General features: G+C 71.9%; 10 protein-coding genes, 1 tRNA gene and 4 pseudogenes. 9 read left to right on the top strand and 6 right to left on the bottom strand.

The window, feature by feature from the left end; all coding sequences use genetic code 11:
- Positions 1 to 13 precede the first annotated feature (13 nt).
- From thrC to argS, 4 genes and pseudogenes are all read right to left on the bottom strand, one after another.
- Positions 14 to 1061, bottom strand: a pseudogene (thrC, locus tag JNW87_RS20950) (threonine synthase).
- A 104-nt stretch (positions 1062 to 1165) separates the two neighbouring features.
- Positions 1166 to 2478, bottom strand: a pseudogene (locus JNW87_RS20955) (homoserine dehydrogenase).
- Positions 2479 to 2486: 8 nt separating this feature from the next.
- Complete coding sequence (gene lysA / locus JNW87_RS20960) at positions 2487 to 3869, bottom strand: diaminopimelate decarboxylase (protein WP_109803760.1); 1383 nt, start codon at positions 3867 to 3869, stop codon at positions 2487 to 2489.
- A 6-nt stretch (positions 3870 to 3875) separates the two neighbouring features.
- Positions 3876 to 5543, bottom strand: coding sequence for an arginine--tRNA ligase (gene argS / locus JNW87_RS20965; RefSeq protein WP_238454241.1), 1668 nt, complete (start codon positions 5541 to 5543; stop codon positions 3876 to 3878).
- Positions 5544 to 5641: 98 nt separating this feature from the next.
- Between argS and JNW87_RS20970 the strand changes: the two are divergent.
- The 8 genes and pseudogenes from JNW87_RS20970 to JNW87_RS21005 all read left to right on the top strand — a co-directional run bounded on the left by JNW87_RS20970 (position 5642) and on the right by JNW87_RS21005 (position 14012).
- Positions 5642 to 6461, top strand: a pseudogene (locus JNW87_RS20970) (DUF3105 domain-containing protein).
- A gap of 8 nt (positions 6462 to 6469) precedes the next feature.
- On the top strand, positions 6470 to 7138 hold the full coding sequence (locus tag JNW87_RS20975) for a DUF305 domain-containing protein (RefSeq protein WP_109803763.1): 669 nt from the start codon (positions 6470 to 6472) through the stop codon (positions 7136 to 7138).
- A gap of 186 nt (positions 7139 to 7324) precedes the next feature.
- Positions 7325 to 8020 carry a winged helix-turn-helix domain-containing protein gene (locus tag JNW87_RS20980; protein WP_109803764.1) on the top strand — a complete coding sequence of 232 codons (696 nt, stop codon included), beginning with the start codon at positions 7325 to 7327 and terminating at the stop codon, positions 8018 to 8020.
- Between the two features lie 151 nt (positions 8021 to 8171).
- A tRNA-Arg gene (locus JNW87_RS20985) sits at positions 8172 to 8243 on the top strand.
- Between the two features lie 394 nt (positions 8244 to 8637).
- Entirely contained in the window at positions 8638 to 10185 is a 1548-nt protein-coding gene (gene mmsA, locus JNW87_RS20990; RefSeq protein WP_109803765.1) for a multiple monosaccharide ABC transporter ATP-binding protein, read from the top strand.
- Positions 10182 to 11480 carry a multiple monosaccharide ABC transporter permease gene (gene mmsB, locus JNW87_RS20995; RefSeq protein ID WP_109803766.1) on the top strand — a complete coding sequence of 433 codons (1299 nt, stop codon included), beginning with the start codon at positions 10182 to 10184 and terminating at the stop codon, positions 11478 to 11480. Before mmsA ends, mmsB begins: the two co-directional genes overlap by 4 nt.
- 53 nt (positions 11481 to 11533) lie before the next feature.
- Positions 11534 to 12640, top strand: a complete 1107-nt coding sequence (locus JNW87_RS21000; protein WP_109803767.1) for a sugar-binding protein — start codon at positions 11534 to 11536, stop codon at positions 12638 to 12640.
- Between the two features lie 100 nt (positions 12641 to 12740).
- Positions 12741 to 14012 (top strand): ROK family transcriptional regulator, encoded by a 1272-nt coding sequence (locus tag JNW87_RS21005; protein WP_109803768.1) that lies wholly within the window; start codon positions 12741 to 12743, stop codon positions 14010 to 14012.
- 57 nt (positions 14013 to 14069) lie between these two features.
- On the opposite strand, the pseudogene JNW87_RS21010 reads toward JNW87_RS21005, so the two are convergent.
- Positions 14070 to 15028: pseudogene (locus JNW87_RS21010) on the bottom strand (DNA polymerase domain-containing protein).
- Between the two features lie 48 nt (positions 15029 to 15076).
- Positions 15077 to 15838 (bottom strand): isocitrate lyase/phosphoenolpyruvate mutase family protein, encoded by a 762-nt coding sequence (locus JNW87_RS21015; RefSeq protein WP_109803770.1) that lies wholly within the window; start codon positions 15836 to 15838, stop codon positions 15077 to 15079.
- Between the two features lie 53 nt (positions 15839 to 15891).
- Between JNW87_RS21015 and JNW87_RS21020 the strand changes: the two genes are divergently transcribed.
- The coding region (locus tag JNW87_RS21020) for a GntR family transcriptional regulator (protein WP_238454242.1) at positions 15892 to 16140 on the top strand (249 nt) is incomplete at its 3' end.

Below are 16140 nucleotides of genomic sequence, written 5' to 3' on the forward strand. Positions count from 1 at the left end.
GTGGGGGTGGGGGTTAGGCGAGGTCCAGGGAGCGGGCGGCGGCCAGGGGGTCGTTGGCGATGGTGGTGGGGGCCGGGGCCGTGGAGATGGCCCACTCGGGGTCCTTGAGGCCGTGGCCGGTGACCGTGCAGACCACGGTGGAGCCGGGCGGGACCCGGCCCGCGGCGCTGCTGCAGCAGGCCGGCCACGCTGGCCGCGCTGCCCAGCTCGACGAAGACGCCGACCTCCCGGGCCAGCAGCCGGTACGCCGACAGGATCTCCCGGTCGGTGACCGCCGCGATCAGGCCGTCCGAGGCGTCCCGGGCGTCGACCGCCTTGGTCCAGCTCGCCGGGTTGCCGATCCGGATGGCGGTGGCGATGGTGGACGGCTCGTGCACGACCTGGCCGGTGACGATGGGGGCGGCGCCGGCGGCCTGGAAGCCGTACATCTTCGGTGCCTTTGTGGCGTTGCCGGCCGACCGGTCCTCCGAGTAGCCCATCCAGTAGGCGGAGATGTTGCCGGCGTTGCCGACCGGCAGGCAGTGGATGTCCGGCGCGTCGCCGAGCGCCTCGACGATCTCGAAGGCGGCGGTCTTCTGCCCGTGCAGCCGGTTGATGTTGACCGAGTTGACCAGGGCCACCGGGTAGTCCTGGGCGAGCTTGCCGGCCAGCGCCAGGCAGTCGTCGAAGTTGCCCTGGACCTGGAGCAGCCTGGCGCCGTGCACCAGCGCCTGGGCCAGCTTGCCCAGCGCGATCTTGCCCTGCGGCACCAGCACCGCACAGGTGATCCCGGCCCGGGCCGCGTACGCGGCGGCGGAGGCGCTGGTGTTGCCGGTGGAGGCGCAGATGATCGCCTTGTCACCGGCCTCGACCGCCTTGGAGACCGCGACGGTCATGCCCCGGTCCTTGAACGAGCCGGTCGGGTTGGCCCCCTCGACCTTGAGGTGCACCTCGCAGCCGAGCCGGGCGGAGAGCACCGGCGCGGGCAGCAGTGGGGTGTTCCCCTCGTGCAGGGTGACGACCGGGGTGGCGTCGGTGACCGGCAGCCGGTCCCGGTACGTCTCGATCAGGCCCCGCCACATGTCGCTCTCCTCGCCTCTACCGGCCCTGTCGCATGTCAAGCCTGGACCAGCAACCCGGGTCGCCGCCCGGCGCACCCGGCATTAACCACCTGACGGGACACCGCCTACAGCCCGCCCTCGACCCGCAGCACGCTCGTCACCGACCGGACGATCTCCAGCCCGCGCAGCGCGCGGACGGTGGCCGCGAGCGCGGCGTCCGGCGCCACGTGGGTGACGATGACCAGTTCGGCGTCGGAGCCCCGGCCGGCGGGGCCGCCACCCGCCGGGCCCTGCCGCACGGTGGCGATGGAGACCTCGTGCCGGGCGAACACCCCGGCCACCGCCTCCAGCACACCCGGCCGGTCCGCCACGTCGAGGCTGATGTGGTAGCGGGTCAGCGCCTCGCCCATCGGCCGCACCGCCAGGTCGGCGTACGCGGACTCGCTGGCCGCGTGCACCCCGGCGAGCCTGTTACGGGCCACCGCCACCACGTCGCCGAGGACGGCGCTGGCGGTCGGCGCGCCGCCCGCGCCGCGGCCGTAGAACATCAGCTGCCCAGCCGCCTCGGCCTCGACGAAGACCGCGTTGAACGCGTCGCCGACGCTCGCCAGCGGGTGGGTCAGCGGGAGCATCGCCGGGTGCACCCGCACGCCGACCGTCTCCCGGCCCGCCGCGTCGGTGTTGCGGGCGGCGATGCAGAGCAGCTTGATGGTGCACCCCATCGCCTTCGCGCTGGCCACGTCCGCGGTGGTCACCTCGGTGATGCCCTCCCGGTGCACGTCGGCGGCGGTGACCCGGGTGTGGAAGGCCAGCGAGGCGAGGATGGCGGCCTTGGCGGCGGCGTCGAAGCCCTCCACGTCGGCCGTCGGGTCCGCCTCGGCGTACCCCAGCTCGGTGGCTCTTCGAGGGCCTCCGCGAAGCCGGCGCCGGTGGCGTCCATCGCGGAGAGGATGAAGTTGGTGGTGCCGTTGACGATGCCGGTGACCCGGTTGATCCGGTCCCCGTGCAGCGACTCGCGCAGCGGGCGCAGCAGCGGGATCGCCCCGGCGACCGACGCCTCGTAGTAGAGGTCGGCCCCGCCCTCGGCGGCCGCGTCGTGCAGCGTCGCGCCGTCCTCGGCGAGCAGCGCCTTGTTGGCGGTGACCACGCTCTTGCCGGCGCGCAGCGCCTCGACCAGCCAACCGCGGGCCGGCTCGATACCGCCGACGACCTCCACCACGATGTCGACGTCGTCCCGCTTGATCAGGCCGAGCGGGTCGGTGGTGAACAGGGCGGGGTCGACGGGCAGGTCGCCGCGGTCCCGGCCGAGCCGGCGGACGGCGATCCCGGCGATCTCCAGCGGGGCGCCGATCCGGGCGGCGAGGTCGGCCGACTGCTCGTGCAGCAGCCGCACCACGTCGCTGCCGACGGTGCCGCAGCCGAGCAGCGCCAGGCGCACAGGTGAGGTCATCCGACATCCAATGCGAGCAGGTCTTCTTCGGTCTCCCGTCGAACGATCAGACGGGCCCGACCGTCGCGGACGGCCACGACCGACGGCCGCGGGACATGGTTGTAGTTGCTGGCCATGCTCCGGCAGTAGGCCCCGGTGCCGGGCACCGCGACAAGATCTCCGGGCTGCACGTCGGCGGGCAGGAATTCATCCTTCACCACGATGTCCCCGGACTCACAGTGCTTTCCCACCACGCGGGCGAGCAGCGGCTCGACCGACGACGCCCGGTTGGCCACCGTCGCCGAGTACGACGCGTCGTAGAGCGCGGTGCGGATGTTGTCGCTCATCCCGCCGTCCACGCTCACGTACGTCCGGATCCCGTCGACGTCCTTGACCGTGCCGACCTCGTAGAGGGTGAAGACGGCGGGCCCGACGATGGCCCGGCCGGGCTCGATGGAGAGGTGCGGCACGGCGAGCTTCTCGGCCGCGCACTCCCCGTCGACGATCTTGCGGAGCCGCTTGGCCAGGTCGTGCGGCGCGGCCGGGTCGTCCTGGGTGGTGTACGCGATGCCGAAGCCGCCGCCCAGGTCCAGCTCGGGCAGCTCCACGCCGCGGGCGTCGCGGATCTGCGCCTGGAGGCCGAGCACCCGGCGGGCGGAGACCTCGAAGCCGCTGGCGTCGAAGATCTGCGACCCGATGTGCGAGTGCAGCCCGCGCAGCTCCAGCACGTCCTCGTCGATGACCTTGAAGGCCGCCGCCGCGGCCGCCCCGCCGGCCAGCGAGAAACCGAACTTCTGGTCCTCGTGCGCGGTGGCGATGAACTCGTGGGTGTGCGCCTCCACGCCGACCGTCACCCGGATCAGCACCCGGGGGCGTACGCCGCGCTCGCGGGCCAACGCGGTGAGCCGGTCGATCTCGGTGAACGAGTCGAGGATGATCCGGCCCACCCCGGCGTCGAGGGCCCGGCTCAGCTCGGCCACGGACTTGTTGTTGCCGTGGAAGCCGATCCGCTCCGGCGGCATCCCCGCCGACAGCGCGGTGGCCAGCTCGCCGCCCGTGCAGACGTCGAGGAACATGCCCTCCTCGGCAATCATCCGGACCACCGCCCGGCAGAGGAACGCCTTGCCGGCGTAGTAGACGTCCGCGTCCGGGAAGGCGGCCCGGAACTCCCGACAGCGCGTCCGCAGGTCGTCCTCGTCGAGGACGTACACCGGGGTGCCGTACTCCGCGGCGAGGTCGCGGACACTGAGCCCCGCGACGGCGAGCGCGCCGTCGGCGGCCCGGGTCACGTTGCGCGGCCAGAGCTGCGGCACCAGGGCGTTGACGTCGCCCGGCGGACGCAGCCAGGGCGGGCGGCTGCCGATGTCACCGTGCAGGGCACCGGCCTCGTGAGCGCGCATCTGGAGTTACATCCTCTCCGGGGCGGAGACGCCGAGCAGGCGCAGGCCGTTGGCGATGACCATCCGGGTGGCGTCGTTCAGCCAGAGCCGGGCCCGGTGGGTGTCGGTGATCTCCTCGTCGCCCTGCGGGGTCACCCGGCACTGGTCGTAGAACCGGTGGAACGCCGGCGCCACGTCCCGCTCCAGGTAGTGCGCAAGCCGGTGCGGCTGGCGCAGCTCGGCGGCGGTGGCCACCACGGCCGGGAACCCGGCGAGCGCTTTGAGCAGCTCGTGCTCCTTCTCGTGGGCGAGCAGCTCCGGGCGGAAGTCCTCCGGCGCGCCCCGGGTCAGCCCCACCTCGGCAGCCTGCCGCGCGACGCCGGCCGTCCGCGCGCCCACGTACTGGACGTAGTAGACCGGGTTGTCGTTCTTGGCCCGGGTCCACAGCTCCACGTCGATGTCGATGGGCGAGTCGGCCGAGTAGCGGGCGAGCGCGTACCGGGCGGCGTCCACGCCGATCGCGTCGACCAGGTCCTCCAGGGTGACCACGGTGCCGGCCCGCTTGCTCATCCGCACCGGGGCGCCGTCACGGACCAGGTTGACCAGCTGGCCGATGAGGATCTCCAGATTGCGCTCCGGGTCGTCGCCGAAGCAGGCGGCCATCGCCTTCATCCGGCCGAGGTAGCCGTGGTGGTCGGCGCCCAGCATGATCACCACGCGCTCGAACCCGCGCTCGCGCTTGTCCAGGTAGTACGCGCAGTCGGCGGCGAAGTACGTCCACTCGCCGTTGGACTTGCGCAGCACCCGGTCCTTGTCGTCGCCGAAGTCGGTGGTGCGCAGCCAGGTGGCGCCTTCGGCCTCGAAGACGTGCCCCTGCTCGCGCAGCCGGGCCAGCGCCTGGTCCAGCTCGCCCCGGTCGTGCAGGTCCTTCTCGTTGAAGTAGGTGTCGAACTCGACGCCGAAGTCGCGCAGCGAGGACTTGATCTCCTCGAACATCAGCGCGACGCCCTCGGCCCGGAACACCTCCTGGGCGGCGGCGTCGTCCAGCTCCAGCACGTCCGGCCGGCGCTTGACCACCTCGGCGGCGATCTCCGCGAGGTACGCCCCGCCGTAGCCGTCCTCCGGGGCCGGCTCGCCCTTGGCGGCGGCGAGCAGCGACCGGGCGAACCGGTCGATCTGGGAGCCGGCGTCGTTGAAGTAGTACTCGGTGCCGACGTCCGTCCCGGTGGCACGGAGCAGCCGGCTCAGCGCGTCGCCGACGGCCGCCCAGCGGACCCCGCCGATGTGCACCGGGCCGGTCGGGTTCGCCGAGACGAACTCCAGGTTGATCTTCTGGCCGGCGAGGGTGTCGCTGCGGCCGTACTCCGGGCCCGACTCGACGATCATCTTGGCGAGCTGCCCGGCGGCGGCCGCGTCGAGCCGGATGTTCAGGAAGCCCGGGCCGGCGATCTCCACCGACTTGATCCCGGGCGCCCGGCCCAGCCGCTCGGCCAGGGCGGCGGCCAGCTCCCGTGGGGGTACGCCGACCTTCTTGCTGAGCTGCAGCGCCAGCGTCGAGGCGTAGTCGCCGTGCTCGGGGTTACGGGGTCGCTCGACGACGGTCTGCGCGGGCAGCGCGGACGGATCCAGCCCCCGGTCGACGAAGACGGCGTGGGCTGCGGAGAGGACGACCTCGGCGAGTTCTGCGGGAGTCACCGAACCATGTTATCGGGGGTAGACTCGGGCACCGCGGCGGCGACCCAGCATGTGAACGCGCCCGCCAGCTCCCTGACCGACCGACCTGACGAGGCACGATGAGCATCAGCACCCCGGGCGGCCCGGAACGCCGCGACCGTGGTCAGCACCGGCAAGAAGCCGGCCGCCGGCCGGCCGGCCGCTGCCGACAAGCCGTCCGGTGGCAAGGCCGGCGCCGGCAAGGGCACGCCGCGGCAGACCGCCGGCGGCAAGGGCCGCAAGCCGATCGCGCCGGTCAAGGTGAGCCAGGGCCGCGCGTGGGGTCCGATCGCGCTCTTCGTCGCCGTCGGCGTGCTGGCGGCCGCCATCATCGGCTACGGCGCCTTCGCGGCCTACCGCGGTTCGCAGCCGTGGCAGGAGCGGGCCGATGCGATCAATGGCGTCGTCGACTTCCGCAAGAAGGACAAGGCGCTGGTCGAGGGCGGCAAGCACCAGCAGGGCGCGATCAAGTACGACGTCCTCCCGCCGGTCGCCGGCCCGCACAACCCGTCCTGGCAGAACTGCATGGGCGACGTCTACGACGCCCCGATCGCCAACGAGCACGCGGTGCACAGCCTGGAGCACGGCACGGTCTGGATCACCTACCGGCCGGACCTGCCGGCCGACCAGGTGGCCAAGCTCAAGGCCAAGGTGCAGGGCAAGGACAAGCTGATGCTCAGCCCGTTCGAGGGGCTGGACAAGCCGATCTCGCTCCAGGCCTGGGGCTTCCAGCTCAAGGTCGACAACGCCGACGACGGCCGGATCGACGAGTTCATCAAGACGCTGCGGGTCAACGCCTCCATCGAGGGCCCGAACGCCAACTGCGCCCAGGGCGTCACCGCGACCGGCACCACGCCGCGTGACCTGGGCCAGCAGATGCCTGAGCAGCCCACCCAGTAAGGATGCCGATGACCGCACCCGTCACGACGGACAGCGCGCCCGACGAGGCCCCGGTCGCCGCCGACGGCGGCCGGGGGGCCACGCGCCGGTTCGGCACGCTGGCCCTGGCCGCTGCCGTCGTGGTCGGGCTGCTCCTCGGGTACGCGGGCGGCCTGCTCACCCCGACGGTCACCCGACCGGGTGACAGCTCGGCCGAGGCGGGCTTCGCCCGGGACATGAGCACCCACCACGCCCAGGCGGTGCAGCTCGGGCTGATGGCCTTCCAGCAGGGCGAGGACCCCGAGGTACGCCAGATCGGGGGCGACATCGCCACCGGCCAGCAGGGCGAGATCGGCACCATGCAGACGTGGCTGCGGCTATGGAAGCTGGACCCGACCGGGGACCAGCCGGCGATGGCCTGGATGCCGGACGGCGCCGGGCTGGTGAAGGACGGGTTGATGCCCGGCATGGCCACCCCGGCGGAGCTCACCACGCTGAGCGGGTCGCGGGGGCGCCAGTTCGACGTGCTCTTCCTCCAGCTGATGATCCGGCACCATCTCGGCGGGATCCACATGATCCAGGGCATCCTCGACGAGGGGCACGACGACGACGTGCTGACGGTCGCGCAGACCATGAAGAACACCCAGCAGACGGACCTCACCAACCTTCAGGCGGCGCTCAAGCGCCTGGGCGGCTGATCCGTCGTACCGTCCCGCACCGAGGGGCCCGCGTCGTCCGCGACGCAGGCCCCTCGGCGTCTCCGGCGGGCACCTGCCCGTTATGCCGCTTTATAACGGTTTGAGCTATCCGACCGATTACGTTGCTTGGAGACTTTTCTCCCCACATATCGTGACCAGTTGTGATTCGGGCTCGTTGCCCAAGACGTGGGGGTTGCACTCAGAGACGCAGGGCGCTCGGTCACCAGTTGGTGCCGGCGCCACACCATCGGCGGTGACGGGGCGGTGGCAGCCGTCCGTCGCGGACTGCGGCAGGGCGAGTCGGGAACGCTCAGCCGCGAACAGGAACTCGAACTGATCGACGCGCTGCGGGGCGTCCACCCCGACGAGTTCGGCCTGGACGAGGAGCTCTGGACGCGACAGAGCCTGAACGCCCTCATCCAGCGCCGGTTCGACCTGACGATGGACGCCGGCACGGTCGGGGCGTACCTGCGGGCCTGGGGGTTGGGTCCGCGGGAGCCCCGGGAGCGCGCCTGCGGGCTCTGTGTCGGCGCGGTCGAGCGGTGGGTACGCGGCGAGTACCCGGCGATCATCCGGGCCGCCCAGGAGCACCTCGCCGAGGTCTACTGGATCGGCCGGGTACGGCTGCGCGGCACCATGCCGGCGGCGGACGTGGTCTCCGCGGTCTCCTCCCGGGGCCGGGTGCGCTTCATGATCACCACGCCCACGGTCGACCCGCCGCTCCCCCGCGACTTCGTGCTGCGACTCAGCGGCGCCGAGGAGCGGACGGTGCACCTGATCGTGGACGGCTCCTGGCCGAAGAACGAGTGGCCGCGCCGACTGCCCCGGCGCATCGTCCTGCACCCGCTGCCCAGCTGCGGCCGCGCCCTGGTCGCCGCCTGACCGGTTGCCGACTGGCGGCGGCGCACGATCGGCCGCGGACCGTCGCGCCCGCGAGCGGCCCCGTCCGACCGGCGGTAGCGACACGTCGCGGGCCGCCGGATACCGATTGGGCGATCCCGGAGGGGGTTTGCTACTCTTCTCGGGTCGCTGAGCCCCCGTAGCTCAGGGGATAGAGCACCGCCCTCCGGAGGCGGGGGCGCAGGTTCGAATCCTGCCGGGGGCACAACAAAAACCAACGAGAAACGCCCCGGCGCACGCCGGGGCGTTTTCCGTGTGGCAGGTCCTGCCCGGCCGCCGGACGGCCCTTCCGGCTCCGACCACCCACCGGTAACGCCGCGTCGAGGCGCCCCGGCCGCCCCCGGGAGATCCCCAGGTCACAGCCGGCGACCCCGCGCGATCGGGCCCCACGGACGGGGCGTGGGATGCCTTAGTGGCTGCTGAGGGCAGCGTGACGGCATGGTGACGCAGAGCACCGCCATATTGCGGGATTGTTACCCGCGCAGGCCTCCCAGCCCTTGCGAATCGCCTTCGGGTCGGAATACGTTGCCGTCGGCAACAAAAACAGCGAAGGCCATCCCCCCGGAGGCATCCATGACGTTGGCGAGGTGGTACGAGCGATGAGCGACGTGCCCATCCTCCTGGAGATGCGTTCCATCACCAAGGAGTTCCCCGGAGTCAAGGCCCTCTCCGACGTCAACCTGGTGGTGCGCGCCGGCGAGATCCACGCCATCTGCGGTGAGAACGGTGCCGGCAAGTCCACGCTGATGAAGGTCCTCAGCGGGGTCTACCCGTACGGCACGTACGACGGTCAGATCATCTACCAGGGTGCGGAGACCCGCTTCTCCGACATCCGCTCCAGCGAAAACGCCGGGATCGTGATCATCCACCAGGAGCTCGCGCTCATCCCGGACATGTCGATCGCCGAGAACATCTTCCTCGGCAACGAACCCCGCAAGCGCGGCGCGATCGACTGGAAGTCCGCGAACCGGATGGCGCTGGACCTGATGGCCCGGGTCGGCCTGCAGGAGGACCCGGACACCCTGATCAAGGACATCGGGGTCGGCAAGCAGCAGCTCGTGGAGATCGCCAAGGCGTTCGCCAAGGACGTGAAGCTGCTCATCCTGGACGAGCCGACCGCCGCGCTGAACGAGGCCGACTCGCGGCACCTGCTGGACCTGCTCCGCGGTTTCCGCTCGCGCGGCATCACCTCGATCATGATCTCGCACAAGCTGAACGAGATCGAGGCGATCGCCGACCAGATCACCATCCTGCGCGACGGCCGGACCGTGGAGACGCTGGACGTCAAGGCGGACGGCGCCGACGAGGACCGGATCGTGCGGGGCATGGTCGGTCGCGAGCTGAGCAGCCGGTTCCCGGACCACACCCCGAAGATCGGCGAGGTCTTCTTCGAGGTCCGCGACTGGAACGTCCGGCACCCGATCTCCGCCGAGCGGCAGGTCTGCAAGAACGAGAGCTTCGTCGTCCGCCGCGGCGAGATCGTGGGCTTCGCCGGGCTGATGGGCGCGGGCCGCACCGAGCTGGCGATGAGCGTCTTCGGCCGCTCGTACGGGGTGTACGAGTCGGGCACGATCATCAAGGACGGCAAGGAGATCGTGCTGAAGTCGGTGGCGGACGCGATCGCCCACGGGCTCGCGTACGTCAGCGAGGACCGCAAGGCGATCGGCCTCAACCTGCTCGACGACATCAAGGCGTCCACGGTGGCCGCCAAGCTGTCCAAGATCTCGCACCACGGTGTCCTCGACGAGGTGGCGGAGTACAAGGCGGCCGAGGCGTACCGCAAGGAACTGCGGACCAAGGCCCCGACGGTCGACGAGAGCGTCTCCAAGCTCTCGGGCGGCAACCAGCAGAAGGTCGTGCTGGCGAAGTGGATGTTCACGGACCCGGACCTGCTGATCCTCGACGAGCCGACCCGCGGTATCGACGTGGGCGCCAAGTACGAGATCTACGGCATCATCCAGCGGCTCGCCGACCAGGGGAAGGGCGTCGTCGTCATCTCCTCGGAACTGCCTGAGCTGATCGGGCTCTGCGACCGCATCTACACCGTGTTCGAAGGCACCATCACCGGCGAGATCGCCCGGCAGGACGCGGACCCGGAAACCCTCATGAAGCAGATGACCTCGACGAAGAAGATGCAGACACGATGAGCCGACTGAAGGACCTGCAGAAGAACCTCTTCGGAGGCACCACGTCCAACGCCCGTCAGTTCGGGATGATCTTCACCCTGGTGGCGATCATCGTCCTGTTCCAGATCCTGACGGACGGCCTGACGCTGCGATCGGACAACCTGATCGCGCTGTTCAACCAGAACTCGTACATCCTGATCCTGGCCATCGGCATGCTGATGGTGATCGTCGCCGGGCACATCGACCTCTCGGTCGGCTCGATCGCCGCCTTCACCGGCATCCTGGTGGCCAAGTCGATGGCGGAGTGGTCGCTGCCCTGGCCGGTCGCCATCCTGTTCGGCCTGGCGATCGGCGCGATCATCGGCGCCTGGCAGGGCTTCTGGGTGGCCTACATCGGGGTGCCGGCATTCATCGTCACCCTGGCGGGCATGCTGCTGTTCCGCGGCGGCAACCAGTTCATCGGCAACGCGAACACGATCCCGGTGCCCGAGGGCTTCCGGGTGATCGGCTCCGGCTTCCTGCCCGAGGCCGGGCCGGACACCGGCTACAACAACCTGACCCTGCTGCTCGGCCTCGCCGCGTGCGTAGCCGTGGTGTGGCGGGAGTTCCAGGCGCGCAAGACGCGCCGGGAGATGGACGCCGATCCCGCCCCGATGTGGGTCTCGGTGCTGCGGATGGCCGTCATGGTCGGCGCGATCGTCTTCGCCTCGCTGCGCTTCGCCAGCGGCCGGGTCGGCACCAGCTTCCCGGTCTCCGGCATCATCCTGGTGGCGCTGATCCTGATCTACTCCTTCTACACCCGGAACACCGCCGGCGGCCGGCACATCTACGCCGTCGGTGGCAACTCCCGGGCCGCGGAGCTCTCCGGTGTGAAGCTCAAGCGGGTCAACTTCTTCGTCATGATGAACATGGCCGTCCTGGCCGCACTGGCCGGCATGATCTTCGTGGCCCGTTCGGCGGCCTCCGGCCCGCAGGACGGCAACGGCTGGGAGCTGGACGCGATCGCCGCGGTCTTCATCGGTGGCGCGGCCGTCGCCGGCGGCATCGGCACCATCAGCGGCTCGATCGTCGGTGGTCTGGTCATGGCCGTGCTCAACAACGGCCTCCAGCTCCTCGGCGTCGGGACCGACCGGGTCCAGATCATCAAGGGCCTGGTCCTGCTGCTGGCCGTCGCGATCGACGTCTACAACAAGAGCCAGGGACGCTTCTCGGTCATCGGGAGCATCACGCGCTCGTTCCGTCGTGACACACCCACCCCACCCACGTCATCGTCCGACGCGGAGCGCGAGCCCGCCCGGACGGCGGTGTCCGGCTGACGGTCACCAGACCTCTCCCCCGTATCACCTCTCCAGAAGGGTTCTACCCAGTCATGCGTAATCTCATTGGCAAGTCGGTGGCCATCGGTGCCATCGCGGCGCTCGCTCTCACCGCGACCGCCTGCGGCTCCGGCCGCGACGGGGACTCCGGCGGCTCGAAGGGCGACACCAAGGGCTTCGCGGCCGACTCCCTGATCGGCGTCGCCCTGCCGTCGAAGACCTCGGAGAACTGGGTCCTCGCCGGTGACCTGTTCACCAACGGCCTCAAGGAGGCCGGTTTCAAGAGCGACGTGCAGTACGCCGGCGCGTCCACCACGGTCGCCGACCAGCAGGCGCAGATCACCGCCATGGTCACCAAGGGCGCCAAGGTCATCGTCATCGGCGCGACCGACGCCGCGCAGCTGTCGACCCAGGTCGCCGCGGCGCACGCGGCCGGCGCGAAGGTCATCGCGTACGACCGTCTGATCACCAACACGCCGGACCTCGACTACTACGTCGCGTTCGACAACTTCAAGGTCGGCCAGCTCCAGGGCCAGGCCCTGCTGGACGGCATGAAGGCCAAGAAGCCGAACGGCCCGTACAACATCGAGCTCTTCTCCGGCTCGCCGGACGACAACAACGCCGGTGTCTTCTTCAACGGCGCGATGAGCGTGCTCAAGCCGGAGATCGACAAGGGCAACGTCGTCGTCGCCTCGAAGCAGACCGACGTCAAGCAGACCGCCATCCAGGGCTGGAAGGCCGAGGGTGCGCAGGCCCGCATGGACCAGCTGCTGACCTCGACCTACGGCAACAAGGAGCTGGACGGCGTTCTCTCCCCGAACGACACGCTGGCCCGCGCGATCATCACCTCGATCAAGGGCGCCGGCAAGCCGGTCCCGGTCGTCAGCGGCCAGGACTCCGAGGTCGAGTCGGTCAAGTCGATCATGGCTGGCGAGCAGTACATGACGATCAACAAGGACACCCGGAACCTGGTCAAGCAGACCATCGCCATGGTGAAGGCCCTGCAGGCCGGTAACACCCCCGAGGTGAACGACACCAAGTCCTACAACAACGGCAGCAAGGTCGTGGACACCTACCTGCTCCCGCCGGTGGCGGTCACCAAGGCCAACGCGGCCGAGGCGTACGCGAACGACCCGAAGCTCGCGCCGCTCACCAAGTAAGCACCACAGGCTAGTCAGCAACGACGTCGGGTCCCGGAATCCTCCTTCCGGGACCCTTCGTCGTCATGGCGCCCGACAACTGCCGGAAGGAGGCCCGACCGTGGCGACACCCGTACGATCCGGCGTCCCCCGGCCCAGCCGCAACCCGGCGTTCCCGGTGCCGTCGTCGCCCGGCGCCAGCCAGGAGGAGATCCGCCGGCAGAACCTCGGCGCCGTGCTGCGCCACGTCCACGTGCACGGCCCGACCTCCCGGGCCGAGCTGACCACCCGGCTCGGCCTCAACCGCAGCACCATCGGCGCGCTCGCGGCCGACCTCGCCGCCACCGGTCTCGTCACCGAGGAGGCACCGACCACCGCCCGCCGCGCCGGGCGTCCCTCGCTGGTCGTGAGCCCGCGGTCCGAACGGGTCTACGCGCACGCGCTGAGCATCGAGGTGGACCGGCTGCGCGCCGCCCGCATCGGCCTCGGCGGTCGCATTCTCGACCTGCGCGAGGCCGGCCGCCCCTGCGGGATGTCGGCCTTCGACGCCGTCGGCCCGCTGGCCGACCTGGTCCGCGACATGGAACGCTCCGTCGCCACGGATGCGCTCTTCGTCGGCGGCGCGGTCGCCGTCGCCGACACCACCCGCGACCCCGACGGACGGATCCGCATCGGCGGTGCCGACGAGGCGCTCGGCGCGGCGCTCGGGGCCGAGCTCGCCGCCGGCCCGGGCTTCGTCGCCGCCGACATGGCTGACATCGCCGGCCTCGCCGAACACGTCCGCGGCGTGGCGGCGGGCGTCGACGATTTCGTCTACCTGCACGGGGACCTCGGCGTCAGCGCCGGCATCATCATCGGCGGCCGGCTGGTCCGCGGCCACCGGGGGCACAGCGGCAAGGTCGGCCACATGGTGGTCAACCGGGACGGCCTGCCCTGCGGGTGCGGCTCGCGCGGCTGCTGGGAGACCGAGGTCGGCGAGGCGGCGCTGCTGCGGCACGCCGGCCGGGATCCGGCGGAACGGGCCGCGGTCGCCGAGGTCCTGCGGGCCGCCGCCGACGCCGAGCCCACCGCCCGGGCGGCGGTCCAGCAGGTCGCCGACTGGCTCGGCTTCGGCGTGGCCAACCTGGTCAACGTGGTCAACCCGGACAGCGTGGTGTTCGGCGGCTACCTGCGCGAGGTCTACGCCGTCGGCGCGGACACGGTGCGCCGCCGCCTGGACGAGATGGCGCTGCCCGCCTCCCGCGAGCACGTGCGGTTGGAGGCGGCGGCCCTCGGCCGCGACGCGCCCCTGATCGGCGCCGCCGAACTGGCCTTCGACAAGCTGCTGGCCGACCCGCTCAACGCCGGCGTCGCCGGCCAGCCGGGGACCGGTCCGGCCGACGCCCCGGCCTGACCCTCGGCGGCGGCCCTGGTCGGTCGTCGACGGGTTCGGTCCGGACGGTGGCGGTCCTCAGCCACCCTCCCGGCGGGCCCGGGCCGGCGCTTACCCTCGTGCATGGCCTGTACCCGGGCCACCGGGATGGTCCGCCCCTCGGCGACCAGGTCGGCGGGGAGCCGCTGCGGCGCGGGCATCGCCGCGGCCCACGGATCCCGGTCGGCGAGCAGCGCCGGAACGGTCCGCACGGTGAAGTCCGCCGGCGTCACCGCGGGCAGGTCGTCCCAGGCCACCGGGAAGGAGACCGGCAGGCCCGGCCGGATCCGCGGGCTGTACGCGGCCACCACCGTCGCCCCGCCGGCCCGGGTCGGGTCGATGAACACCCGGCCGCCCCGGTCCTCCCGGATGAAGGCGGTGGTGGCGAGCGCCGGGTCGAGCCGCTCGGTGTGCACCGCGAGGGCCCGGGTGGCCGCCGCCGCCTCCTCCGCGGTGGTCTCCCCGACCACCGGTACGAAGACGTGCAGACCCTTGGCGCCGCTGGTCTTGACCGCCCCGGTCAGCCCGACCCCGGCGAGCGCCCGCCGGACCAACTCGGCGGCCCGGACGACCGTGCCGAACGGGCCTCCCTCCGGCGGGTCGAGGTCGAGCACCAGGTAGGTGGGGCGGTCGGGGTGGGTCGCCGTGCCGAGCGTCGGGTGGTACTCGATCGCCCGCTGGTTGGCGAACCAGAGCAGGGTGCGCCGGTCGTCGCAGAGCGCGTACGACACCTGCCGGTGCGACGCCTCCGCCCAGACCGAGGTGCGCCGCACCCACTCCGGGGTGTACTTCGGCAGGTTCTTCTGCATGAACGGGTCCTGCCCGCGCAGCAGCCGGATCACCGAGAGCGGCCGGTCCCGCAGGCCGGGCAGGATCAGGTCCCGCACCGCGTCCAGGTAGTCGACCAGGTCCCGCTTGGTGACGTCCCCGCCGGCGAGCAGCGGTTGGTCCAGGTTGGTCAGTGCGACCCCGTCCCGGGTCTCGTCCGCCCCGCTCATCCGCCCACCTTGCCGTCCGTACCGGTCGGTGGCAACCCGACGCGGCGATCAACCGGCGAACGGGTCGCCGCCGGCGGCCAGCGCGGTCAGCATCGCGGCGGCCCGCTGCCGGGCGGCGGCGTACACGCCGGAGCCGAGACTGACCCGGGCCACCCCGAGCCGGGCCAGCTCCGCCACCCCGGGCGTGCCGGCGCGCAGGAGCACGTTGACCGGGCCGCCGACCGCCGCCACGAACCGCCCGATCAGCTCCGGGTCGGCCAGCACGATCGGGTACACGCAGTCGGCGCCGGCCGCCAGGTAGCGCCGGGCCCGGCGGACCGCCTCGTCGAACCCTGCGGCGTGGTCGGCGGTGGCGTGCAGGAAGACGTCCACCCGGGCGTTGACCACCAGGTCCGGCCCGGCCGCCGCCCGGACGGCCGCGAGCAGCTCGGCCTGTTCGGCCACGTCGCACAGCTGTCCCGTACGCGGGTCGGAATCCTCGAGGTTGAGCCCGGCCGCCCCGGTGGCGAGCAGCCCGTCGACCAGCTTCGCCGGGCGCAGCCCGTACCCGCGCTCCAGGTCGGCGGTGACCGGGACCGGGACGGACCGGACCACCCGGGCCACCGCGGCGAGCATCTCGTCGACCGGGGTGGCCTCGCCGTCGGCGTGGCCGAGCGATTCGGCGACGGCCGCGCTGCTGGTCGCGACCGCCGGGAAGCCGGCGGCGGCGACCGCGCGGGCCGACCCGGCGTCCCAGGCGTTCGGCAGGATCAGCGGGTCGCCGGGGCGGTGCAGGGCGCGCAGGGCGGCCGCGGAGCGGGAGTCGGTCATGGCCCGATTGTCGGCCGGCGGATGGCCCGCCCGTAAGCTCCAATCCCGTGCCGATGGACTGGGCCGATTTCGGCGTCGACCTGCACCTGGAGCTGGACGCGACCGGCGGCCGGCGGGCCGTGCTGGAGCGGGCGTTGCGCGCCGCGATCCGCGACGGCCGGCTGCCGCCATCGACCCGGCTGCCGGCGACCCGGGCGCTCGCCGCCGAGCTGGGCGTCGCCCGGGGTACGGTCAGCGCCGCCTACGACCAGCTGGTCGCCGAGGGCTGGCTGGTGGCCCGGGTCGGCGCGGGCACCGAGGTG

Source organism: Micromonospora sp. ATA51, assembly GCF_016802855.1.
Classification (GTDB): Bacteria; Actinomycetota; Actinomycetes; order Mycobacteriales; family Micromonosporaceae; genus Micromonospora; species Micromonospora sicca.

Bases quoted from the DNA above. Each gene is read 5' to 3' on its own strand.
- JNW87_RS20975 (WP_109803763.1), top strand. From the start codon at position 6,470: ATGACCGCACCCGTCACGACGGACAGCGCGCCCGACGAGGCCCCGGTC.
- JNW87_RS21000 (WP_109803767.1), top strand. From the start codon at position 11,534: ATGCGTAATCTCATTGGCAAGTCGGTGGCCATCGGTGCCATCGCGGCG.
- mmsB (WP_109803766.1), top strand. From the start codon at position 10,182: ATGAGCCGACTGAAGGACCTGCAGAAGAACCTCTTCGGAGGCACCACG.
- lysA (WP_109803760.1), bottom strand. From the start codon at position 3,869: ATGCGCGCTCACGAGGCCGGTGCCCTGCACGGTGACATCGGCAGCCGC.
- JNW87_RS21015 (WP_109803770.1), bottom strand. From the start codon at position 15,838: ATGACCGACTCCCGCTCCGCGGCCGCCCTGCGCGCCCTGCACCGCCCC.
- mmsA (WP_109803765.1), top strand. From the start codon at position 8,638: ATGAGCGACGTGCCCATCCTCCTGGAGATGCGTTCCATCACCAAGGAG.